Here is a 21,943-nt window from a genome sequence, read left to right as displayed (position 1 = left end):
ATATCACCTCCTGGCCGACGAAGTCAGCACAGCCGTGGGCGAAGTCGAAGCCCTGGCGGTCAACAGCGAGCAAATCGGTTCAGTGCTGGAGGTGATCCGCAGCATTGCCGAACAGACCAACCTGTTGGCGTTGAATGCGGCGATTGAAGCGGCGCGCGCTGGGGAAAGCGGACGTGGCTTTGCGGTGGTGGCCGACGAAGTGCGCAACCTGGCCAAACGCACCCAGGACTCGGTGGAAGAAATCCGCCTGGTGATCGAGCGTATCCAGAGCGGTACTCGTGGCGTAGTGGCGACCATGCACTCCAGCCAGCACCAGGCGCAGAGCAATGCCGGGCAGATCCATCAAGCCGTGCAAGCCCTGGGCAAGATCAGCGACGCGGTCACCGTGATCAGCGACATGAACCTGCAAATCGCCAGCGCGGCCGAACAGCAGAGCGCGGTGGCCGAAGAGGTCAACCGCAACGTCTCGGCGATTCGCACCGTGACCGAAACCCTCACGGGCCAGGCCACCGAGTCGGCGGCGATCAGCAGCCAGCTCAATGCGCTGGCCAGCCAGCAGATGAAGTTGATGGATCAGTTCAGGGTCTGACTCGGTTCTGAAAACACTAAACATCTGGGTGGGAGCCGGGCTCGCCCGCGATGCAGACAACTCGGTGTATCTGTGAAACCGAGTCGATGCCATCGCAGGCAAGCCAGCTCTCACATAGAGCAGAACAGCGGTGAATTACCGACCGGGCCAAGCCTGGACGAACGGCGTCAGGTCTTCCTTCGGCGCCGTACGCGGTGGGTTCTGCGGTGTGCCCAGGTAGAGAAAGCCAATCACTTCTTCATTCGCCGCCAACCCCAGGCCTTTGGCGACATGGGCCGAGTAGGACAATTCGCCAGTACGCCACACCGCGCCAATACCCTGGGCATACGCCGCCAGCAGAATGCCGTGGGCCGCACAGGCGGCGGCCAGCAATTGCTCGGACTTGGGCACTTTGAAATGCTCTTGCAAGCGTGCAATCACCACCACCACCAGCGGCGCACGCAGCGGGCCGTTCTGGGCTTTATCGATGACGGCTTGCGGTGCGTCGGCGTCTTGCAGGCGGGCGGCTTCAGCCAACAGCGTGCCCATCTGTTCACGGGCTGCACCTTCCACGGTGAGGAAACGCCACGGGCGCAGTTGACCGTGATCGGGCGCGCGCATGGCGGCGGCGAACAGCAGGTCGCGCTGCTCCTGGGTCGGTGCCGGGTCGAGCAAACGGGGCACGGAAACACGGTTGAGCAAAGCGTCGAGAGCCTGCATTGGCCACCTCCATAAAAAAATGTGCAGCCATTCTAGCGGGAAAGAATCGGGATGCCACCAAACGATAATTGCTCTTATTCAATCTGCCCTGCCCTGTTAGACTTTGCGCCTTAATTTTCTGCCCTCGTCCAGGAATCTCGATGTTCCGTGCGCTTTTGTACCTGCCTGCAGCGTTGATGGCTTTAAGCCTGACTGCTTGCGATGACGCCCCTCGCTTCACGAAAGCAGAGCCGGGTGAATCGCGGGCCGGTGGCGCGGCGACGGTAAACAAGCGCGACCAGAACGCCTTTTCCCTGCCCTCGGCCAACCTCGCGCCGACGCGGCGCCTGGACTTCAGCGTCGGCAACAGTTTCTTTCGCAACCCGTGGGTGATTGCGCCGTCCACCACCACGGCGCGCGATGGCCTGGGCCCGCTGTTCAATACCAACGCCTGCCAGAACTGCCATATCAAGGATGGCCGTGGCCACCCGCCGCTGCCCGACGCGCCCAATGCCGTGTCGATGCTGGTGCGCCTGTCCATCCATCCCTCTATTACAGAGCAGCCAGCCTACGCCAAGCTCATCGAACAGATCGGCGTGGTACCCGAGCCGGTCTACGGTGGGCAACTCCAGGACATGGCCGTACCTGGCGTTGCGCCGGAAGGCAAGGTGCGGTTCGACTACACACCGGTCAACGTCAGGTTCAAGGACGGCACGCTCGTTGAATTACGCAAGCCCGACCTGCAGATCACCCAACTCGGCTACGGCCCGATGCACCCCGACACACGCTTCTCGGCGCGTATCGCCCCGCCGATGATCGGCCTGGGCCTGCTCGAAGCGATCAGCGATGCCGATATCCTGCGCAACACCGACCCCAAGACCGCCGACAAAGAGGCTATTGTCGGCCGCGCCAATTGGGTCTGGGATGACGCTCAGGCCAAAACTGTCCTCGGGCGTTTTGGCTGGAAAGCCGGGCAGCCCAACCTCAATCAACAAAACGTTCACGCGTTTTCTGGTGATATGGGCCTCACCACGTCCCTGAGACCCTTCGATGACTGCACCGACGCCCAAGTGGCCTGCAAACAGGCGCCCAACGGCAATGGCCCGCAGGGTGAACCGGAAGTCAGCGATAACATCCTGCGCCTGGTGCTGTTCTACACCCGCAACCTCGCGGTGCCCGCACGTCGGGACGTTGATACGCCGCAAGTGCTGGCCGGCAAGAACTTGTTCTACCAGGCCGGTTGCCAAGGCTGTCACAAGCCCAGCTTCACCACCGCCGCCAATGCCGCCGAACCAGAACTGGCCAACCAGATGATTCGCCCTTACAGCGACCTGCTGCTGCACGATATGGGCGAAGGCCTGGCCGACAACCGTAGCGAATTCAAAGCCACTGGCCGCGACTGGCGCACCCCGCCGCTGTGGGGCATTGGCCTGACGCAAACCGTGAGTGGTCACACCCAGTTCCTGCATGACGGCCGCGCCCGCAACCTGCTTGAAGCCGTGCTGTGGCATGGCGGTGAAGCCCAAGCGGCGCAGCAACATGTGTTGTCGTTCAATGCCGAGCAGCGTGCCGCGTTGCTGGCGTTCCTGAATTCTTTATAAGCTTTGCCCCACTTACAGAAGGGAGCTCGACATGTTTCGTCCCAAGTTGTTATTCACCAGCCTCGCCGCCCTGGCCTTGGGCGCCTGCTCGCCCCAAGACCCGCAAGCAGTGACCTCGGCAGCCATCGCCAAGCAAGTGATCCTGCCGACCTACAGCCGTTGGGTTGAGGCCGACCGTCAGTTGGCCGTCAGCGCCCTGGCCTACTGCCAAGGCAAGGAAAGCCTGGACACCGCCCGCGCTGACTTCCTGCACGCACAAAAAGCCTGGGCCGAGCTGCAACCGCTGCTGATCGGCCCGCTGGCCGAAGGCAACCGGGCGTGGCAGGTGCAGTTCTGGCCAGACAAGAAGAACCTGGTCGGCCGCCAGGTCGAGCAACTGGTCAGTGCCCAGCCGCAGATCGACGCCGCGGCCCTGGCGAAATCCAGCGTGGTAGTGCAGGGCCTGTCGGCCTACGAATACATCCTCTACGACGCCAAGCCCGACGTCGCCGACGAAGCCCAGAAAGCCCGCTATTGCCCGTTGCTGATGGCTATCGGCGAGCGCCAGAAACTCCTGGCCGAAGAGATCCTGGCCAGCTGGAACAGCACCGACGGCATGCTCGCGCAAATGACCAAGTTTCCGAACCAGCGCTACGCTGATTCCCACGAAGCCATCGCCGACCTGCTGCGCGTGCAAGTGACCGCCCTGGACACCCTGAAGAAAAAACTCGGCACCCCAATGGGCCGCCAGACCAAGGGCATCCCGCAACCGTTCCAGGCCGATGCCTGGCGCAGCCAGTCGTCCCTGCAGAGCCTGGAAGCCAGCCTCGCCGCAGCGCAGACCGTGTGGGTGGGCGTCGATAACAAAGGCCTGCGTGGCCTGCTGCCGGCGGACCAGAAGCCCCTGGCCGAGAAAATCGACGCCGCCTACGCAGCGTCGCTGAAACTGTTCGCCAGCAACCAGCGCACCCTCAACGAACTGTTGAACGACGACGCCGGGCGCCAGCAACTCAACGACATCTACGACAGCCTCAACGTAGTCCATCGCCTGCATGAAGGTGAACTGGCCAAGGCGCTGGGCGTCCAACTGGGCTTTAACGCCAACGACGGTGACTGATGATGCTCAGGCGACAGGCTTTGGCAGTGGGCAGCGTGCTGCTCAGCGCTATCACCTTGGGTGGCTGGACGCTGTTCAAGCATAAAGACAAGGGCCCGCTGCTGCTGTCGGCGCGCGATGATGCCGATGGCAAGCACTACGCTGTCGGCTATCGCCTGGACGGCAAGCCGGTATTTGCCACCCAGGTCGGCCAGCGCTGCCATGACATCATCAACCACCCAACGTTGCCGATTGCGCTGTTCGTGGCCCGTCGACCGGGCACCGAGAGTTACCTGATCGACCTGCGCGATGGCAGGCTGCTGCAAACCATCACCTCCAACGCCAACCGCCATTTCTATGGGCATGCGGTGATCCACAAGAGCGGCGACTGGCTGTACGCCACCGAGAACGACACTTCCGACCCTGGTCGCGGCCTGTTGGGTGTGTATAAGTTTGAAGGTGAGCGGCTGGTGCACAGCGGCGAGATCTCTACCCACGGCATCGGCCCGCATCAAGTCTCGTGGATGCCCGACGGCGAGACGCTGATCGTGGCCAACGGTGGCATTCGCACCGAAGCCGAAAGCCGGGTAGAAATGAACCTCAACGCCATGGAGCCGAGCCTGGTGCTGATGCGCCGTGACGGCAGCCTGATCAGCAAGGAAACCCTGGCCCAGCAGATGAACAGCGTGCGGCACATGGGCATCGCCAGCGATGGCACCATCCTCACCGGGCAACAGTTCATGGGCCCGTCCCAGGAGCGTTCCGAGTTGCTGGCGATCAAGCGCCCGGGGCAGCCGTTCGTGGCGTTCCCAGTGGCGGATGAACAGTTGCAGGCGATGGGGCATTACACCGCCAGCGTGGCGGTGCATAGCGAACTGCGCCTGGTGGCGTTGACAGCACCTCGTGGCAATCGCTTTTTTATCTGGGACATGGACACCGCCGAACTGCGCCTGGATGGGCCCTTGCCGGACTGTGCGGGGGTGGGTGCGGTGGCGGATGGGTTTGTCGTGACATCAGGACAGGGGCGTTGCCGCTTCTATGACTGCCGCCAGGAAAAGTTACTGGCAACACCACTGGAGTTACCGGCGGGGTTCTGGGATAACCACCTGCACTTGGTCTAAAGACCGACGACATCAAATGTGGGAGCGGGCTTGATCGTTCCCACACTCTGCGTGGGAATGCAACCCGTGACGCTCTGCGTCACTAGCGCTAACGGACGAGACGCAGAGCGTCTCAAGAGGCATTCCCACGCAGAGCGTGGGAATGATCATGCCTGGCGCACCATAAAAAAAGGGCCTCGCATGGCAAGGCCCTTTTCGGGGTCAATCGTTTCAACTTTGCGGCCTCATCGCTTGAGACATGCCGAACATGAATAACAACAATTCATGGTCGGGCTTGGCCGCCACACTCGTCTTGGCAATGCGTGGCAGCAGGCATTGCCCGCCACCGTCTACCGCACTCAACACTTGTGTACGAGGTTGTTCCCATACCGCCAGGGCCAGGGCCGCAACACCCAATGCCCCGACCAGAAACAAACCTCGTGCGATTTCTAGCTTCATCTGGTTAAACCCTTGATAGCGCTGCCAAACGCCGTCTCGTAAAAGTAGCTGAGTTTTTTCCAGTCGGTATCATTCCACGACGAATGGCGACGCAATTGCAGCATGTCGTGGGACGCGGCCCGATAAGCGGTCAGGCGCTGGCGGCATTTCTCAAAGTCCAGCAAGGCCACTTCCACCGTCGCCGCATCAGGCTCACCGGTAACCCGCACGAAAATGTGCTTGATATACAGGCAACCGTGTTGCCAGCGGCCTTTGTGCATACGGGCCAAGGTGCCGGCCAACTCTTGCAGCAGGCGCTCGTGGACCGCCTCGCCATACTGTTCGCGGCCACCGGCGGCGTACCAGTTTTCAATCTCGTCGAAACCGTCCAGAGACGCGGTGACCAACAGGGCTTTCCACTGGTGCTCTGGGTCGCGACGTGCTTCGCAAAACACCAGTTCCGGCACACGCACATCCAGCAAACGCAGGCCTTTGAGGGCATCACGCTCACGCAGCACGGTCGGACGCCCAAAGGGGTGCAGCCAGCTGCGGTAAATGTGGCCGGTCTGGCGCTTGCAATAGAGCAAACGGCCATTAGGGCTTATGACCCGTTGCACGCCACTTTCACCACCACGTCGGCGGTTGGGTTCTTCCACCCATTCACCCTGTTGACGCCAGAAAAAATCAAATCGTTCTTCGGGAGCTACATGACTGCCTACTACGCACTCAACTGCCATCCTGTTACCTCTTGCGCAATACATACACTCGCCACATGGCGTAGAGCGGTATGAAGTCCAGGGATTCCTGAACACGGAAACCGGCCTGCTCGAATTCTGCCTCGACAGTAGCAGCCGGTAACACAAACCGGTTTTGGTAACCTTCCTGCTCACCTTTTTTGCGACGACGCACTTCGCTGCGCTTGCGCTTCCAGGCCTTGAAATTACCGTCTACCCACAGCGAAATAATCACGCTGTCGCGGGTAACACGTTGAAACTCGCGCAATATTGTCAATCTGTGCTCTGGATCACCGATGTGGTGCATCAAGCGCATGCAGAAAATACTGTCGACGGAGTTATCTGGCAAATCGATATCAAAGGCAGACGTCTGCAAAGGGCGTACCCGTTTCACCACCTCTGCCGGTTGGGCAGCGGTGGCGATCTTCAACATCGACGCCGAATTGTCAGCTCCGATAATCACACGGTTGGGTTTTTCGGCCAGCAACGGCCAGAAACGTCCAGCGCCACACGGCAGGTCCAACACCAGGCCCGGCTCACCGGCCATGGCCAATGCGCCGCGCGCCAACTGCTCGTCGCGTTTGTGGGACAACCGGCGAGCCAGATTGTCCTGATGCTTGAGCAAATATTTCTGCGCGTGTTGATCGTCGTACTTGTCAGAAAATTCCAGCTTGATCGGGGAAGGCATCTTACGTCTCCAGTAACTGATGCCTACGACCTTAAGCAGCGAACTGTGATCAACAGGTCAACTCGTTGTGAAAATCTTGTCCTGTCCAATTGCATACATTTCAAGACTTTACAGAAACATTCAGTAGCACCGGGCCATCTTCGCCGAAAAGCGGGCAGTCTGCATCAGCAAAACGACAGACTGAAGGGTCAGGTTTTGACTGGGCTGAGCTCCACGTGAAAACGGCAGCCATTGGGCTCCATAGTGCTCAGGCTTACGCTCCAGCCCTGGCTTTCGCAGATCCGTTGCACCAGTGAGAGCCCAAGGCCAAGGCCCTCGCCACGCTTCTCGCTACCGCGCACGAACGGCTCGAACATCGCTTCGCGCTTCTCTTCGGGGATCCCGACACCGGAGTCCTCCACCGTGAAACCACTGGGCTCCAGGGTCAGGCGGATAAACCCGTGCTCGGTGTAATGCAGTGCGTTGCGCAGCAGGTTGCCCATCACCGCGTGCAAGAAGGTGGTGTTGTAGCGGGTGTCCAGGGGGTTACCCGGCAGGTAGATCAACGCCAGGCCTTTTTTCTCGATGGGCTCGCGCCAGATACCGAGCAGGTCTTCGGCCACCTGGGTGAGGTTGCCTTGGGGTGAACTGGCAGCGTCGTCGTGTTTGGCGCGGGCCAGCATCAGGAAGGTTTGCACCAGCTCGCGCATTTCTTCACAGGCACGGGCTATGCGCTCTACCTGGTTGCGACCACGTTGATCGATGGCCGGGTTTTCGCGCAACAGTTCGCAGGAACTCGCCAGGACCATCAAGGGCGTGCGCAACTCATGGCTCACATCGCTGGTAAACAATTGCTCACGTGACAGCGCCTGGCGTAAACGCCCCAAGGTGGCGTCGAACGCTACCGCCAGTTCGCCCACTTCATCGGCGGCGTAATCCGGCGCCAGGGGCGGTGCCAGGCCCAACAGTTGGTCACGATGACGGACCTGGCGGGCCAGGCGTACCACCGGCGCCATCACCTTGCGGGCCAGCACCCAGCCGAGGAACGCCGCCAGCGCCAGGCTGAGTACGAACCCCACCAGCACCACCGCAAACAGCACGCGCTCACGCTCTTCGAAATCGCTCTGGTCTTGCAGCAACACATAACGTCGGCCATCGACCACTTCAACCATGGCGTGGTACGACAGCGCCTCGCGAAACACCTCATGAAACCCCGGGTCCAGATGGCGCAGGTCCTTGGGCAGTTCAAAATCGCCACGCCCGCCGCTGAAATAGAACAGCTGGTCCGGCTCCGGCCGATGGTTCCAGTCTTCGACGCTGTCCATCAACAGCAGGCGTTGCAAGTCGCCGCCCAAGCCCGCCGAGATCAACTTCTCTTCCACCAGGTGCACGGTCGCAATGATGCCGATGGCGAAGGCCCCCGCCACCAACGCACTCATCAAGGCGAAGGCGATGATGATCCGTTGGGCAAGGCTTTGCTTAAACTCCATCACGACCCTCGGCCAAGCGATAACCCACACCATGCACCGTTTGCAGCAATGGCTTGGTGAAGGGTTTGTCGATCACTTGGCGCAATTGGTGAACATGGCTGCGCAGGCTGTCGCTGTCCGGGCAGTCGTCTCCCCACAGGGCTTCTTCGAGAACTTCCCGACGCAGAACGTGCGGGCTTTTCTGCATCAGCACGGCGAGCAGTTTCAGACCCACGGGGTTGAGCTTGAGCAGGCGCCCTTCGCGGGTGACTTCCAGCGTATCGAGGTCGTAGTTCAGGTCACCCACTTGCAGGGCACGACGCCCGCCACCCTGGGCACGGCGCAACACCGCTTCGATACGCGCAGCCAGTTCCGACAAGGCGAAGGGTTTGAGCAGGTAGTCATCGGCGCCAGACTTGAAGCCCTGCAGCCGGTCGTCCAGTTGGTCGCGAGCGGTAAGCATGATTACCGGAGTGTCACGGCGCGCGTCTTCGCGCAGGCGCTTGCACAGGGTGTAGCCATCGATGCCGGGCAACATGATGTCGAGCACAATCAGGTCGTAATGCTCGGTGGCCGCCAGGTGCAGGCCCGACAAACCATCCTGCGCACAGTCCACTGTGTAGCCTTTGAGCCCCAGGTAATCGGCCAGGTTGGCGAGGATATCGCGGTTGTCTTCAACCAATAGAATTCGCATGGGCAGTGTCTCCGTACGCGGTAACGGCCGTGTTGGCTCGCGCAGCTTAAGGCCAAGCGGGGCTCAGGGATAGAGCGCAGAGCCCCGCTGATAAAGGTTTTCAACTGTTTGCAGAGCCGAACAAGTTTTTCACTATAGCTTCACAAACTGACTACAGCCTCAGGAAGAAGATCGCCCCCCATTGATCTAAGGAACATAGACATGGGTTTTTTCAAAACCGCGCCAATGCGTTATTTGCTATTGATCACCGGGGCCTGGTTAGTGGTTTTCCTGCTCACCCGCAGTGTGCTGCTCATCACTCACCTGGATGAAGTCGGCGGCAACCTGCTGCCGGTGTTTGGCGTAGGTGTGCTCTACGACCTGGCCTTCCTCGCCTACGCAGCCTTGCCGCTTGGCCTGTATTTGCTGCTCTGCCCGCCAGCCCTGTGGCGCCGCCGTGGCCATCGCTGGTTCCTGCAAGCGGTGCTGACTGTCAGCCTGTTCGCCATGCTGTTCACCTCGGTGGCCGAATGGTTGTTCTGGGATGAGTTTGGCGTGCGCTTCAACTTTATCGCTGTCGATTACTTGGTGTACTCCGATGAGGTACTGAACAACCTGCTGGAGTCTTACCCGATCGGCAAGCTGCTGAGCCTGCTGGCGATGCTTGCACTGATTCTGAGCGTGGCTCTGCGCAAGCCCTTCAATGCCGCGATGGCAGCGCCCGTGCCTGCGCTGCGTGGCCGTTTGGTCAACGCCCTGGGCCTGCTGGTGCTCGCCGGCCTCAGCCTGCAACTGGTCAGCCAGGACAGCCCACGCACCCAAGGCGGTAACGCGTACAACAACGAATTGGCCAGCAACGGGCCTTATCAGTTCTTCGCCGCCTTCCGTAACAACGAACTGGATTACACCCAGTTCTACAAAAGCCTGCCGACCGACGTCGTCGCCAAGCAGTTGCGCGCCGAACTGAGTGAGCCCAACGCCCGCTTTATCGACCCGGACCCGCTGGATATTCGCCGTGCCATCACCAACCCCGGCACACTGCGCAAGCCCAACATCGTACTGGTGACCATCGAGAGCTTCAGCGCCAAGTACATGGGCAGCAATGGCGATGCGCGCAACCTCACGCCCAATCTGGATGCATTGCGCCAACAGAGCCTGTACTTCAATAACTTCTACGCCACCGGTACGCGCACCGACCGAGGCCTGGAAGCCATTACCCTGGCAGTCCCGCCGACGCCGGGACGTTCGATCGTCAAGCGCATCGGCCGCGAAAGCGGGTTCGCCAGCCTGGGGCAACAGCTCTCGGCCATCGGTTATGACAGCGTATTTGTCTACGGCGGGCGCGGTTACTTCGACAATATGAACGCGTTCTTCAGCGGCAACGGTTATCGGGTCGTGGACCAGAGCAGCGTGCCAGAGTCGGAGATCTCGTTCAAAAACGCCTGGGGCATGGCCGACGAAGACCTGTTCAAACAGACCTTGAAACTGGCCGACGCCGATTACGCCAAGCAGCAGCCGTTCTTGCTGCAACTGATGACCACCTCCAACCATCGCCCTTATACCTACCCGGACGGGCGTATCGATATCAAGTCCGGCAAGGGCCGCGACGGCGCGGTGAAATACACCGACTACGCCATCGGCCAGTTCCTCGAAGCTGCACGCCAGAAGCCGTGGTTCGATAACACGATCTTCGTGTTCGTCGCCGACCACACGGCCGGCAGCGCGGGCAAGGAAGACCTGCCGATCACCAACTACCAGATACCGCTGTTTATCTACGCGCCCAAGCTGATCGACGCACGGGAATCCGCCCAACTGGCCAGCCAGATCGACCTGGCGCCGACCTTGCTGGGCCTGCTCAACCTGAGCTACGAATCAACATTCTTTGGCCGCAACCTGCTGCAAGACAACCCATTGCCTGCACGGGTAGTGGTGGGCAATTACCAGCACCTGGGTCTGTTCGATGGCAAGGACCTGGCAATCCTCAGCCCGCGCCAAGGCTTGCGTCGCCACGACCAGGCCTTGGGCGAGAGCCAGGAGCTGCGCGTCGGTAGCGATGACCCCTTGATTCAACGGGCGATCACCTACTACCAGGCCGCCAGTTATGACTACAAACAGCAACTGCTGAGCTGGAAAGCGCCCAAGGAAGAGGCTCCAGTCTTAAGCAAACGCTAATCAAAAAGCCCCGTGCAGGTGAGCACGGGGCTTTTCTACCAAGGTTCGTGATGAAATCCGCCTCCTCTTTACCGGTTTCCAAACCGCTTGATTTTTGGCTGTGCCTGGGCCTGCCTGCCAGCGCTGCGGTGGCCTTGCTGTTGCTTGAACTGACGTCACTGGACATGGACCTGGCCAGGCATTTCTATAGCGCAGAGGCTGGCGGCTTCATTGGCCGCTATAGCTTCTTCCTTGAAGACATCCTGCATGACCGTGCCAAGCAACTGGTGATCCTGTTTTCGGTGCTGGCGATTCTGGGCCTGGTCGGCAGCTTCATCCTGCAGCGGCTCAAGCCGTACCGCCGTGAACTGGTGTGCCTGGTGCTGTCGCTGGGAATGGCGACGGCGTTCGTGTCGCCATTGAAAACCATCACCGCCGTGCAATGCCCTTGGAGCCTCAAGGAGTTCGGCGGCCAGGAAACCTACAGCGAACTGCTCAGCCCGCGCCCGCCGACCGATAAACCCGGCCGCTGCTGGCCCGGCGGGCATGCCGCCACCGGGTTTGCCTTGTTCGCCTGGTTCTTCGCGCTGCGGGATCGACGGCCACGGCTGGCGCGCTACGCGTTCATCTTTGCTGTCGGCCTGGGCAGCGTGTTTTCAGTCAGCCGTATGCTGCAAGGGGCGCATTTTTTTTCCCACAATGTGTGGACAGCGATCTTTTGCTGGCTGATCTGCCTGGGGCTGTATTGCTTGTTGCTGTACCGGCCTTCACGGCAAGCCGTGATGCCGGTCAGTTAAGCGAATGCAACGAAGATCAAATGTGGGAGCTGGCTTGCCTGCGATTGGCCATAAGTATCGACACAACTTTGCAGCGGTCGACGGCAACTACAATCTCGATAACCACGCTGGCCGAACGCAGGCTTGAACTCCTGGGTAACCCGGCAGGGCGGCCCCTAGATGGCCGTTGCCTGACTAACGGATATGAACGCGCTCTGATCCGACATTCCTGCAGGCTGGCAGGCCGTCTTCGCAGGCAAGCCAGCTCCCACATTTTGACCGCCGTGCATCAGTTAGATAAGCGTGGCTGTCAGGCCGCCGTCGGGTGGGTACAGCCGTGCATAAAAAAGCCCCGCCTGCATCACTGCAGGCGGGGCTTTTTATAGCGCCGGGTAGGCTGGCTTACATCATGCCGCCCATGCCACCCATGCCGCCCATGTCTGGCATACCGCCGCCAGCCGAGCCTTCTTTCTTCGGTGCTTCAGCGATCGCAGCTTCGGTGGTCAGGATCAGACCGCCGATGGAGGATGCTGCTTGCAGCGCGGAACGAGTCACCTTGGTTGGATCCAGGATGCCCATTTCGATCATGTCGCCGTACACGCCAGTCGCAGCGTTGTAACCGTAGTTACCTTTGCCGTTCTTGACTTCGTTGACCACAACGCTTGGCTCGTCGCCGGAGTTGGCAGCGATCTGGCGCAGCGGTGCTTCAACGGCACGACGCAGTACAGCGATACCGACGTTCTGGTCAGCGTTGTCGCCGGTCAGCTCAGTCAGGGCTTCCAGAGCACGGATCAGCGCAACGCCACCGCCAGGTACCACGCCTTCTTCAACGGCTGCACGGGTTGCGTGCAGGGCGTCTTCAACGCGGGCCTTCTTCTCTTTCATTTCAACTTCGGAGCCAGCGCCAACCTTGATCACTGCAACGCCGCCAGACAGCTTGGCCAGGCGCTCTTGCAGTTTTTCACGGTCGTAGTCCGAGGAAGTCTCGGCAACCTGTGCACGGATCTGAGCGATACGGGACTCGATGTCGCCTTCAACGCCAGCACCGTCAACGATGATGGTGTTTTCCTTGGACAGGGTCACGCGCTTGGCGCTACCCAGGTTTTCCAGGGTGGCGCTTTCCAGGCTCAGGCCGATCTCTTCGGAGATAACGGTACCGCCGGTCAGAACGGCGATGTCCTGCAGCATGGCCTTGCGACGGTCGCCGAAGCCTGGCGCCTTGACGGCTGCAACCTTGACGATGCCACGCATGTTGTTCACAACCAGAGTCGCCAGGGCTTCGCCTTCAACGTCTTCAGCCACGATCAGCAGTGGGCGGCCGGCTTTGGCAACGGCTTCCAGCACTGGCAGCATTTCGCGGATGTTGGAGATCTTTTTGTCGACCAGCAGGATCAGCGGGCTGTCCAGCTCGGCAACCATGGTGTCCGGCTTGTTGACGAAGTACGGGGACAGGTAGCCACGGTCGAACTGCATGCCTTCTACAACCGACAGTTCGTTTTCCAGGCCCGAGCCTTCTTCAACGGTGATCACGCCTTCTTTACCGACTTTTTCCATGGCTTCGGCAATGATGTCGCCGATGGAGCTGTCGGAGTTGGCGGAGATGGTGCCTACCTGAGCGATGGCCTTGGTGTCGGCGCATGGCTTGGACAGGTTCTTCAGCTCTTTGACGATGGCGATGGTCGCCTTGTCGATGCCGCGCTTGAGGTCCATCGGGTTCATGCCGGCAGCAACGGCCTTCAGGCCTTCGTTGACGATCGACTGAGCCAGTACGGTTGCGGTGGTAGTACCGTCACCTGCGTCATCGTTGGCACGGGAGGCAACGTCTTTGACCAGCTGCGCGCCCATGTTTTCGAAACGGTCTTCCAGTTCGATTTCTTTGGCGACGGAAACGCCGTCCTTGGTGATGGTCGGAGCGCCGAAGCTCTTCTCGATGATCACGTTACGGCCTTTCGGGCCCAAGGTCGCTTTTACTGCGTCAGCCAGTACGTTGACGCCAGTGAGCATTTTCTTGCGGGCGGAGTCGCCGAATTTAACTTCTTTAGCAGCCATGATCGATATTCCTTAAATACTTTGTAGTAACGGGAAAATGAGCGAGGAAATCAGTCTTCCAGAACGGCGAGAATTTCGTTCTCAGCCATTACCAGCAGGTCTTCGCCGTCTACTTTCACAGTGTTGCTGCCGGAGTAAGGGCCGAAAACAACCTTGTCACCCACTTTCACGGCCAGTGCGCGTACATCACCGTTCTCCAGGGTTTTGCCTGGGCCAGCAGCGACGATCACACCGTGGTTGGCTTTTTCAGCAGCCGAACCTGGCAGAACGATCCCGCCAGCGGTTTTCTTTTCTTCTTCGCTGCGACGGATTACGACGCGGTCGTGCAGAGGACGAAGCTTCATTGTCGATCTCTCCTAATTGTGTTTTTCATCGGCCGGTATCAATTCCGGCGGGTTAAATTCCGGCGGTGCCGGTCGCGGCTCGCGGGGCGAGACGCGGAAGTCTGTCTGATGTCACCACCAGAAACCTTGCGGTGACCGTTACATAAGGGCGCCCAGGCTTATTACAAGGGGCCGAGGATGAAATTTTTTGTGTCGGCTCAAGGCTAAATGCAACACGGCACCCGAAGGTGCCGTGCCAGTGAAGCGGTTACTTAGGGTCGCGGTGTTCGAACTCGCCTTCGATCACATCACCTTCACGCCCCAGGGGTTGGCGTGGAGCCGGGCCACCACGGGGTTGCAGGTCGTCGGCGAACGCACGCTGGCGCATCGCCGCCTCTTCAGCACGCTGGCGCATTTTGCCGGCCAGCAGCTTGCGGGTGAACGGCAGCAACAGCACCAGGCCGAGCACGTCGCTGATAAAACCCGGCAGGATCAGCAGACCACCGGCCAGGGCCATCATCAGGCCCTCAAGCATGGTCTGGGCCGGCAGTTCGCCGCGGTTCAGGCTTTCACGGGCACGCAGCGCGGTCGCCAGGCCGGCGACACGCAGCACCAGGACGCCGAGCATGGAGCCTACGATGATCAGCAACAGCGCCGGGAAAAACCCGATCGCACCGCTGACTTTAACGAATACGAACAGCTCCAACACCGGGAACAGCAGAAAGAGCAATAAAAAAGGGCGCATCAAATGGTTCCTCAACGCAAGAATGCCTTGCCAGTCCACCTTAGATGACGTCGCCGTTGTGTAAATTCAAGCGTCAACCGTGGTTTTTTTCGGCCACACCTCGGCGTGAGCCAATGAAACCAGGGCTTCGCGTACTTGTGTCGGTGTGTTGCAAGGCGTCTCGAAAGGCAACCAGTGCAAGGATTGGCCGATACGCAAGTGCATGCCTTCGCTGTCGATGCCGGCCAGCTGTGCTGGCTCGCTGGTCGGCAAACCGCCGAGGTCGACGTAATGGGCGATGGCCTTGGCGTGATCGCTGTTCATGTGCTCGATCATGCTGCGCTCGGCCTTGCCCGCAAACGGGTTGGCCAAGGTCAACTGGTCGACCCAATGGATTGCGCCAAACCCACCGATATAACGGTGGCGCACCGGCTTGAGCACCCAGAAATCGAAATCGTGGGCCTTGTGGTAGTTGGCCGAATCAGGGAAGTAGCGGTAGTAGCGCTCGGCCGCAGCTTCGATGGCAGCGGGGTCTTCCAGCTTCTCGGCTTCGGCCAGGTAAGTCAGGCGCCCCACGGCTTGCACATCATCGGCCTCACGCTCACCCACCAACAGCGAACACTTGGGATCTTTTTGCAGGTTATGGGTGTGCTGGGCAATGCGGCTGATCAGGATCAGCGGGCGGCCCTGCTCGTCCAGGCAGTAGGGCACCACCGAGCCAAAGGGAAAGCCGGGCATGGCTTTGGATTGTGTGGCGAGCGCCCCACGGTATTCCTTGAGCAACAGCTCTCGGGCGTTCTTGGCAACCTGCGTGCTCAATAGATGACTCCTCGGGTGTTCCGCCGCCCATGGCATATGGGAATGGATCTCAACACAAGGTAATCAATATCTGCGCAGGTTGCCAGAGTGGCCGACGCCGGTTTACCAGGCCACGCCGAAGCCTGCGGTGTAACGGGTCTTGCTCAAGCTGCTGTCGGAGTCGCCGCTGATGACGTCACGCTCGGCCTTGAGATTGAGGGACGCCCATTCGGTGACTTTGTAGCGCAGGCCCATCTCGGCATCCAGGGAGTAATCGGCCGGACCGTCCAGAGGCTTGCCCAATTCGCCGTTGGTGAAGAACTCAACGGTCTTGCCCACCAGGTAGCGGTTGTAATTCCACTTCATGGCCAGAGAGTAAAAGTTGTCCTTGCCGCCGTCGGCATATTCGTAATCGGTGCGGTTGACCAGCGAACCGAGGGAGAACGCGCCCAGCTCATCATCCCAGAACTGGTAGCCCGGGCCGGTACCCACGGTGCGCTGGCGCGCCAGGTCTTCGACCTTGTCGCGCTTGTAGGTCAGGCGCCCCTGCCAGAACCAGTGCTCGGTGATAAAACGGTCCAGGTCGTATTCCAGGGCCCAGTTGTCGGTGGTGGTGACGTCGTCCTGGAACTCGCGGTTATATTCGCCCTTGCCCGTATGACGCCACTGGCCGTGACGGGCCGAGGTCTTGAAGTCGATGTCGTAGTCGTTGGTGTCTTTGTCCGCGCGTTTGTAGTCCAGCGCCAGGTCGACATTACCCTTCCACACCAGGTCTTCGATCACGGGCTTGGGCTTCATGATCTGTTGGATACTTGCCAGTTCCACCGTCTTGGGCGCCTCGCCATTGGCCAGCACCACCTTGCCGTCATCCGATGCCTGCAAGGACTTGGCCTTTTCACCGCTGTAGGCGTCTTGCTTGACCAGCAGCTCCTGGTCACTTTCCAGGGTTTTGACCTGCTTCCAGTCCACCGGAATGGAGCCTGCGTAGGTGGTTTGGATCAGCAACTTGCCACCGTCGAAGACTTTTATCTTGCCAGTGAGCCGGTCACCGTTTTTCAACCAGACGGTATCGGCGAGCAAGGGCGTGGAAGCACTGAAAACAGCAAGGCACAACAGGGTTCTGGACAACATAAGCAGGTACGGGGCTCAGGATAGGCGAAAAAAGGGGCGTTATAGTGTTACATGGCTAGAACTGACTCAAGGATTTATATTGAGTTCAATACTCATCGTCATGTTTACAGACGTTTCTGACAAAACAACGACGATCTCAACGGATATCTCCACAGTGATCCCACCTGCAGATGCACCACAAAGCCCCGCCGAGATGCGCCGCACCGCCTTGTACCTGACGTTATCGCAGGTGCCCGAAGGCTGCGTGGTGAGTTACGGCGAGCTGGCCCACCTGGCGGGTCTGGGCCGTGCTGCCCGCTGGGTCGGGCGCACCCTGAGCCAGTTGCCGCAAGACACGCGGTTGCCCTGGCATCGGGTGCTGGGTGCCGGTGGTCGGATAAGCCTGCCGGTGGGCAGTGCCTCGGGCGACGAACAACGTGCGCGTTTACGTAGCGAAGGCGTCACTATCCTGAACAATCGTGTTGATATTCAGCGTCATGGCTGGCGCCCGGTAGAGCACAGCGGTTAGAGTGCGCGCTTTGTTTCCGCAAATCTGAGGCAGACTCCAGCCCATGCCCCGTAAAACCTGGCGCGCCGCGCTCGCCGCCTATGCCAGCCCTTCGACGTTAGTGCTGTTGTTGCTCGGTTTCGCCGCCGGCATGCCTTACATGTTGGTGTTTTCGACGCTTTCGGTGTGGCTGCGTGAAGCCGGTGTGGCTCGCGAGACCATTGGCTATGCGAGCCTGATCGGCCTGGCCTACGCCTTTAAATGGGTCTGGTCGCCGCTGCTCGACCAATGGCGCCTGCCGTTGCTTGGCAAACTGGGGCGTCGTCGCTCCTGGCTGGTGCTGGCCCAATCGCTGGTGATCCTCGGATTGATCGGCATGGGTTTTTGTGACCCGCAAAAACACTTGTCCTGGTTGATCGCCATCGCGGTGATCGTCGCCTTCGCGTCGGCCACCCAAGATATCGCCGTGGATGCCTACCGCCTGGAAATCGCCGACGACAGCCGTCAGGCCGCCCTGGCGGCAAGCTACATGTCCGGCTATCGCATTGCCGCCCTGCTGGCCACGGCCGGTGCGCTGTTCTTTGCCGAAGGCTTTGGCTCCACCGGCTTCAACTATAAACACTCGGCCTGGACCGGCACCTATGTGCTGTTCGGCGTGTTGATGGTGCCGGCGTTGCTCACCACCTTCCTCATGCGTGAACCTGATGTGCCACTGCGCACTCAGTTGCAGGCCGGCCGCTACAGTTTCATGCATCAGTTGGTGTCGGTGTTTGTGCTGATCGTGCTGTTGGTCTCAGTGCCGGCGATGTTCACCCAGTTGTACAACACCGACTTCGCCAGCGTGCTGTTCCAGGGCGTGAGTTTGTGGGAACTGCTGATGGAAGACCGCGCGTTCCTGCGCGCCATCCTCTATATCATCCTCACTACCCTGTGCCTTTCAGCCATGGGCCGCCGGGGCCTGGCGCCCGTGCTCACGCCGGTCAATGACTTTATCCTGCGCTACCGTTGGCAGGCGCTGCTGCTGCTCGGGCTGATTGCCACCTATCGCATGTCCGACACGGTGATGGGCGTCATGGCCAACGTGTTCTATATCGACCAGGGTTTCACCAAGGACCAGATCGCCGGAGTGAGCAAGATCTTCGGCCTGATCATGACCCTGCTCGGCGCCGGCATGGGCGGCCTGTTGATCGTGCGGTTCGGCATATTGCCGATCCTGTTCATCGGCGGCGTGGCCTCGGCCGGTACCAACCTGCTGTTCGTGATGCTCGCCGACATGGGCCCCGACCTGCAGATGTTGATCGTGACCATCTCCCTGGACAACTTCAGTTCGGGCATGGCCACTTCGGCGTTCGTGGCGTACCTATCGAGCCTCACCAACCTCAAGTTCTCCGCCACCCAATATGCGCTGCTCAGTTCGATCATGCTGTTGCTGCCACGTTTGATCGGCGGCTATTCAGGCGTGATGGTGGAGAAGTTCGGTTACCACAACTTCTTTATGATCACCTGCCTGTTGGGCGTGCCGACGCTGCTCCTGATTGCGTTGCATTGGTTCCAGGAGAACCGCCGCGCCCGACTCAATCCCCCGCAGGAAGACTGATACATGTGGGAGCGGGCTTGCTCGCGAATGCGGTGGGTCAGTCCAAGACTCGGAGGCTGACACGCCGCATTCGCGAGCAAGCCCGCTCCCACAGACCCCTCTGCATTCTGATACCTGTACTCCAGCACTCTGCGCCCGTACAATCCCAAGTCATTTCAAGTCCAAGCAACCGACAACGGCCTACCATGCGTACCAGTCAATATTTGCTCGCCACACAGAAAGAAACGCCTTCCGACGCGGTTGTAATCAGCCATCAGCTGATGCTGCGCGCCGGCATGATCCGCAAACTGGCCTCGGGCCTGTACACCTGGTTGCCCATGGGCTTGAAGGTGATGCGCAAGGTCGAAGCCATCGTTCGTGAGGAAATGAACGCTGCCGGCTCTCTGGAAGTGTTGATGCCGAGCACCCAACCGGCTGAGTTGTGGCAGGAATCCGGGCGCTGGGAAGAGTACGGCCCTGAGTTGCTGCGCTTCAAAGACCGTCATGGCCGCGATTTCTGCGCCGGCCCGACCCACGAAGAAGTCATCACCGACCTGATGCGCAACGAACTGAGCAGCTATAAGCAGTTGCCGCTCAACCTGTATCAGATCCAGACCAAGTTCCGTGATGAAATCCGCCCACGCTTCGGCTTGATGCGTGGCCGCGAGTTCATCATGAAGGACGCCTATTCGTTCCACGCCGACCAGGCTTCCCTGCAAGCGACCTACGACCGCATGCACCAGGCCTACTGCAACGTGTTCACGCGCCTGGGCCTGAAGTTCCGCCCGGTTGAAGCGGATAACGGCTCCATCGGCGGTGCCGGCTCCCACGAATTCCACGTGCTGGCCGAGTCCGGCGAAGACGATATCGTGTTCAGCAACGGTTCCGACTACGCGGCGAACATCGAGAAGGCCGAAGCCATACCACGTGAAACCTCGCGCCCTGCTCCCACCGAGGAGCTGCGCCTGGTCGACACGCCAGACACCAAGACCATCGCGGCCCTGGTGGAGAAATTCAATCTGCCGATTGAAAAGACCATCAAGACCCTGATCGTGCGCGCCGAAGAAGAAGGCAAGCTGATCGCCCTGGTGATCCGTGGCGACCACGAACTCAACGAAATCAAGGCCGCCAACCAGCCTGGCGTAGCCAGCCCGCTGGTCATGGCCACCGATGCCGAACTGCGCGACGCCATTGGCGCCGGTGCCGGTTCCCTCGGCCCGCTGAACCTGCCACTGCCGATCATCATCGACCGTTCCGTTGAGCTGATGAGCGACTTCGGTATCGGCGCAAACATCGATGACAAGCACTACTTCGGCGTGAACTGGGAGCGTGACCTGCCGGTTCCGACCGTGGCCGACCTGCGCAACGTCGTGGCCGGTGACCCGAGCCCGGATGGCAAGGGCACCCTGGAGATCAAGCGCGGCATCGAAGTCGGGCACATCTTCCAGCTGGGCAACAAGTACAGCAAGGCGATGAAGTGCGAAGTGCTGGGTGAGAACGGCAAGCCGATCACCCTGGACATGGGCTGCTACGGCATTGGCGTATCCCGAGTAGTTGCCGCTGCCATCGAGCAGAACAACGACGAGAAAGGCATCATCTGGAGTGACGCGCTGGCGCCGTTCCAGGTGGCCCTGGTGCCATTGCGCTATGAAACCGAGCAAGTACGCGAAGCCACCGACAAACTGTACGCGCAACTCACCGCCGCCGGTTTTGAAGTGCTGCTCGATGATCGGGACAAGAAAACCAGCCCGGGCATCAAGTTCGCCGACATGGAACTGATTGGCATCCCGCACCGGATCGTGGTCAGTGACCGCGGCCTGGCGGATGGCAATCTGGAATACAAGAGCCGGACCGAAGCCGAAGCCCAACCGTTGCCGGTGGCTGAGGTGCTGTCTTTCCTCCAGGCGCGTATTCGTCGCTGAAAACCAGATCAAGAGAAGTCATGTTCAAGCGAAACACCAGAGCCCTGGGGGGCGCCGCCTTGTGCGGCGCCCTGCTGGTCAGCGGCTGCGCCAATCAGATGTCGCAACGCAGTGAACACGAGGAGCGGGTCGAGCGTAAGTTGCTCGACCACAGCCTGCAGATCGATGTAGGCGAGCCTAAAGTGCTGGAGCTGCCGCAACGCCGGGTTCGCATTCATGAGCAGAAGACCTTCGAGGTCACCGAATTCGAAGTCACCCGTCGTTACGACCGCTACACACCCTACCAGCCCTGGCGCAAACTCTATGAGATGCCCCTGGGTGCCGTGGCGCTGGTGGCGGGCGTGGGTGCTAACGTGGTGAATATCTTCGCCCTCGGCAACCTGCCCACGAGTGTGACCCATGACTGGTTGAGCTATGGCGTGGACGGCATCAACCCGTTCATGAACGTGCAATCCCACGGCCGTGCGCAACAGAACCTGGCGGCCATCGATGAAGTCCAGCGTGACAAGCGCCTGGAGTATTCGAGCCTGCCCTGGAGCGAGCGCCCGGTGCAAGTCACCGCCGGCAAGCAGACCCACGAGCTGACCACCGACCGTAACGGCATACTGCGCCTTAACCTGTTGGACAGCCCCTTTGCCGAGCAGGACCTGAACCGCGTCACCACGCTGAAAATCACTGTGGCGGATGGCCAGGACGACGTGCATACCGACTCGACCCTGGCGGTCAGCAACACGCTGCGCAGCAAGCTGCTCGAAGCCCATGCCCTGATCTATGACGACCTGGAAGATGACGAAGTGAACCAGTGGGTACACCGGGTCAAACGCTTGTCGGAGCTGGGCCTGGAAGAAGAAGCCAGCGAGCTGGAACAAAGCCTGATTGAACTGACGCGCAATGATCCGGAGTTGCAGCAGGAGTTTGTGCAGGCGTTGACCAAGGATGGGGGGCGGTTAGTCGCCGATCCTGGCGCACGCTGATCGTGCAA

21 protein-coding genes are annotated in these 21,943 nt (G+C 60.1%); 10 read left to right on the top strand and 11 right to left on the bottom strand.

The genetic code is table 11. From position 1 onward, the window contains the following. Window positions 1-589 (top strand): methyl-accepting chemotaxis protein (locus BMH52_RS03395; protein WP_256575691.1); only part of this gene is annotated, 589 nt, incomplete at its 5' end. A 135-nt stretch (window positions 590-724) separates the two neighbouring features. Here the strand turns inward: BMH52_RS03395 and BMH52_RS03390 are convergent. After that, a complete protein-coding gene (locus BMH52_RS03390) occupies window positions 725-1,288 on the bottom strand; it encodes an NAD(P)H nitroreductase (RefSeq protein ID WP_073842904.1) in 564 nt (187 codons plus the stop codon). A 140-nt stretch (window positions 1,289-1,428) separates the two neighbouring features. Between BMH52_RS03390 and BMH52_RS03385 the strand changes: the two genes are divergently transcribed. The 3 genes from BMH52_RS03385 to BMH52_RS03375 are packed head-to-tail and all read left to right on the top strand — an operon-like array spanning window position 1,429 to window position 5,064. Beyond that, window positions 1,429-2,868 (top strand): di-heme oxidoredictase family protein, encoded by a 1,440-nt coding sequence (locus tag BMH52_RS03385; protein ID WP_073842902.1) that lies wholly within the window; start codon window positions 1,429-1,431, stop codon window positions 2,866-2,868. Between the two features lie 31 nt (window positions 2,869-2,899). Further along, window positions 2,900-3,964: an imelysin family protein gene (locus tag BMH52_RS03380; protein ID WP_054918348.1), complete on the top strand. Its 1,065-nt coding sequence runs from the start codon at window positions 2,900-2,902 to the stop codon at window positions 3,962-3,964. Between the two features lie 2 nt (window positions 3,965-3,966). Continuing rightward, window positions 3,967-5,064: a DUF1513 domain-containing protein gene (locus BMH52_RS03375; protein WP_032902721.1), complete on the top strand. Its 1,098-nt coding sequence runs from the start codon at window positions 3,967-3,969 to the stop codon at window positions 5,062-5,064. A gap of 210 nt (window positions 5,065-5,274) precedes the next feature. Here BMH52_RS03375 and BMH52_RS03370 read toward each other — a convergent pair whose 3' ends face one another. The 5 genes from BMH52_RS03370 to colR form a co-directional block, all read right to left on the bottom strand. Then, a complete protein-coding gene (locus tag BMH52_RS03370) occupies window positions 5,275-5,502 on the bottom strand; it encodes a hypothetical protein (RefSeq protein WP_003193932.1) in 228 nt (75 codons plus the stop codon). After that, window positions 5,499-6,218, bottom strand: a complete 720-nt coding sequence (locus BMH52_RS03365; RefSeq protein WP_019817333.1) for a lipopolysaccharide kinase InaA family protein — start codon at window positions 6,216-6,218, stop codon at window positions 5,499-5,501. Before BMH52_RS03365 ends, BMH52_RS03370 begins: the two co-directional genes overlap by 4 nt. A 4-nt stretch (window positions 6,219-6,222) precedes the next feature. Then, window positions 6,223-6,903: a class I SAM-dependent methyltransferase gene (locus tag BMH52_RS03360; RefSeq protein WP_019817332.1), complete on the bottom strand. Its 681-nt coding sequence runs from the start codon at window positions 6,901-6,903 to the stop codon at window positions 6,223-6,225. Window positions 6,904-7,091: 188 nt separating this feature from the next. Further along, the gene (locus BMH52_RS03355) at window positions 7,092-8,372 is read right to left on the bottom strand and encodes a HAMP domain-containing sensor histidine kinase (RefSeq protein WP_019817331.1); all 1,281 of its coding nucleotides are present in this window, start codon (window positions 8,370-8,372) and stop codon (window positions 7,092-7,094) included. Next, complete coding sequence (gene colR, locus BMH52_RS03350) at window positions 8,362-9,045, bottom strand: two-component system response regulator ColR (protein WP_073842900.1); 684 nt, start codon at window positions 9,043-9,045, stop codon at window positions 8,362-8,364. The genes BMH52_RS03355 and colR overlap by 11 nt, the downstream gene beginning before the upstream one ends. 201 nt (window positions 9,046-9,246) lie before the next feature. Here colR and BMH52_RS03345 point away from each other — a divergent pair, with 201 nt between their 5' ends. Next, window positions 9,247-11,196 (top strand): LTA synthase family protein, encoded by a 1,950-nt coding sequence (locus BMH52_RS03345; RefSeq protein ID WP_073842898.1) that lies wholly within the window; start codon window positions 9,247-9,249, stop codon window positions 11,194-11,196. Between the two features lie 50 nt (window positions 11,197-11,246). Further along, window positions 11,247-11,972, top strand: coding sequence for a phosphatase PAP2 family protein (locus tag BMH52_RS03340; protein ID WP_019817329.1), 726 nt, complete (start codon window positions 11,247-11,249; stop codon window positions 11,970-11,972). 381 nt (window positions 11,973-12,353) lie between these two features. Here BMH52_RS03340 and groL read toward each other — a convergent pair whose 3' ends face one another. The 5 genes from groL to BMH52_RS03315 all read right to left on the bottom strand — a co-directional run bounded on the left by groL (window position 12,354) and on the right by BMH52_RS03315 (window position 16,976). Then, the gene (gene groL / locus BMH52_RS03335; protein ID WP_014719767.1) at window positions 12,354-14,000 is read right to left on the bottom strand and encodes a chaperonin GroEL; all 1,647 of its coding nucleotides are present in this window, start codon (window positions 13,998-14,000) and stop codon (window positions 12,354-12,356) included. A 50-nt stretch (window positions 14,001-14,050) separates the two neighbouring features. Further along, entirely contained in the window at window positions 14,051-14,344 is a 294-nt protein-coding gene (locus BMH52_RS03330; protein ID WP_003193940.1) for a co-chaperone GroES, read from the bottom strand. A gap of 247 nt (window positions 14,345-14,591) precedes the next feature. Then, the gene (locus BMH52_RS03325) at window positions 14,592-15,068 is read right to left on the bottom strand and encodes an FxsA family protein (RefSeq protein WP_003193941.1); all 477 of its coding nucleotides are present in this window, start codon (window positions 15,066-15,068) and stop codon (window positions 14,592-14,594) included. A 66-nt stretch (window positions 15,069-15,134) separates the two neighbouring features. Further along, window positions 15,135-15,866: a HugZ family protein gene (locus BMH52_RS03320; RefSeq protein WP_073842896.1), complete on the bottom strand. Its 732-nt coding sequence runs from the start codon at window positions 15,864-15,866 to the stop codon at window positions 15,135-15,137. 102 nt (window positions 15,867-15,968) lie between these two features. Then, entirely contained in the window at window positions 15,969-16,976 is a 1,008-nt protein-coding gene (locus tag BMH52_RS03315; RefSeq protein WP_014719769.1) for a DUF481 domain-containing protein, read from the bottom strand. 193 nt (window positions 16,977-17,169) lie between these two features. On the opposite strand from BMH52_RS03315, the gene BMH52_RS03310 reads away from it, so the two are divergent. From BMH52_RS03310 to BMH52_RS03295, 4 genes are all read left to right on the top strand, one after another. Beyond that, on the top strand, window positions 17,170-17,484 hold the full coding sequence (locus BMH52_RS03310; RefSeq protein WP_020301352.1) for an MGMT family protein: 315 nt from the start codon (window positions 17,170-17,172) through the stop codon (window positions 17,482-17,484). Between the two features lie 43 nt (window positions 17,485-17,527). Next, entirely contained in the window at window positions 17,528-19,060 is a 1,533-nt protein-coding gene (locus BMH52_RS03305) for an AmpG family muropeptide MFS transporter (RefSeq protein WP_005791052.1), read from the top strand. A gap of 185 nt (window positions 19,061-19,245) precedes the next feature. Next, window positions 19,246-20,961, top strand: coding sequence for a proline--tRNA ligase (locus BMH52_RS03300; RefSeq protein WP_014719772.1), 1,716 nt, complete (start codon window positions 19,246-19,248; stop codon window positions 20,959-20,961). A 20-nt stretch (window positions 20,962-20,981) separates the two neighbouring features. After that, on the top strand, window positions 20,982-21,935 hold the full coding sequence (locus BMH52_RS03295) for a hypothetical protein (protein WP_032902715.1): 954 nt from the start codon (window positions 20,982-20,984) through the stop codon (window positions 21,933-21,935). Window positions 21,936-21,943 lie beyond the last annotated feature (8 nt).

Origin of the sequence: Pseudomonas sp. BTN1 (assembly GCF_001907715.1) — a bacterium.
Lineage (GTDB): Bacteria > Pseudomonadota > Gammaproteobacteria > Pseudomonadales > Pseudomonadaceae > Aquipseudomonas > Aquipseudomonas paracarnis.
Note: the sequence above shows the minus strand (reverse complement) of the source record. Positions and strands in the feature narration are given on the sequence as shown.

Excerpts from the sequence above, each read along its gene's own strand:
- BMH52_RS03390 (WP_073842904.1), bottom strand. The coding sequence starts at position 1,288 with ATGCAGGCTCTCGACGCTTTGCTCAACCGTGTTTCCGTGCCCCGTTTG.
- BMH52_RS03385 (WP_073842902.1), top strand. The coding sequence starts at position 1,429 with ATGTTCCGTGCGCTTTTGTACCTGCCTGCAGCGTTGATGGCTTTAAGC.
- BMH52_RS03380 (WP_054918348.1), top strand. The coding sequence starts at position 2,900 with ATGTTTCGTCCCAAGTTGTTATTCACCAGCCTCGCCGCCCTGGCCTTG.
- BMH52_RS03375 (WP_032902721.1), top strand. The coding sequence starts at position 3,967 with ATGCTCAGGCGACAGGCTTTGGCAGTGGGCAGCGTGCTGCTCAGCGCT.
- BMH52_RS03370 (WP_003193932.1), bottom strand. The coding sequence starts at position 5,502 with ATGAAGCTAGAAATCGCACGAGGTTTGTTTCTGGTCGGGGCATTGGGT.
- BMH52_RS03365 (WP_019817333.1), bottom strand. The coding sequence starts at position 6,218 with ATGGCAGTTGAGTGCGTAGTAGGCAGTCATGTAGCTCCCGAAGAACGA.
- BMH52_RS03360 (WP_019817332.1), bottom strand. The coding sequence starts at position 6,903 with ATGCCTTCCCCGATCAAGCTGGAATTTTCTGACAAGTACGACGATCAA.
- BMH52_RS03355 (WP_019817331.1), bottom strand. The coding sequence starts at position 8,372 with ATGGAGTTTAAGCAAAGCCTTGCCCAACGGATCATCATCGCCTTCGCC.
- colR (WP_073842900.1), bottom strand. The coding sequence starts at position 9,045 with ATGCGAATTCTATTGGTTGAAGACAACCGCGATATCCTCGCCAACCTG.
- BMH52_RS03345 (WP_073842898.1), top strand. The coding sequence starts at position 9,247 with ATGGGTTTTTTCAAAACCGCGCCAATGCGTTATTTGCTATTGATCACC.
- BMH52_RS03340 (WP_019817329.1), top strand. The coding sequence starts at position 11,247 with ATGAAATCCGCCTCCTCTTTACCGGTTTCCAAACCGCTTGATTTTTGG.
- groL (WP_014719767.1), bottom strand. The coding sequence starts at position 14,000 with ATGGCTGCTAAAGAAGTTAAATTCGGCGACTCCGCCCGCAAGAAAATG.
- BMH52_RS03330 (WP_003193940.1), bottom strand. The coding sequence starts at position 14,344 with ATGAAGCTTCGTCCTCTGCACGACCGCGTCGTAATCCGTCGCAGCGAA.
- BMH52_RS03325 (WP_003193941.1), bottom strand. The coding sequence starts at position 15,068 with ATGCGCCCTTTTTTATTGCTCTTTCTGCTGTTCCCGGTGTTGGAGCTG.
- BMH52_RS03315 (WP_014719769.1), bottom strand. The coding sequence starts at position 16,976 with ATGTTGTCCAGAACCCTGTTGTGCCTTGCTGTTTTCAGTGCTTCCACG.
- BMH52_RS03310 (WP_020301352.1), top strand. The coding sequence starts at position 17,170 with ATGCGCCGCACCGCCTTGTACCTGACGTTATCGCAGGTGCCCGAAGGC.
- BMH52_RS03305 (WP_005791052.1), top strand. The coding sequence starts at position 17,528 with ATGCCCCGTAAAACCTGGCGCGCCGCGCTCGCCGCCTATGCCAGCCCT.
- BMH52_RS03300 (WP_014719772.1), top strand. The coding sequence starts at position 19,246 with ATGCGTACCAGTCAATATTTGCTCGCCACACAGAAAGAAACGCCTTCC.
- BMH52_RS03295 (WP_032902715.1), top strand. The coding sequence starts at position 20,982 with ATGTTCAAGCGAAACACCAGAGCCCTGGGGGGCGCCGCCTTGTGCGGC.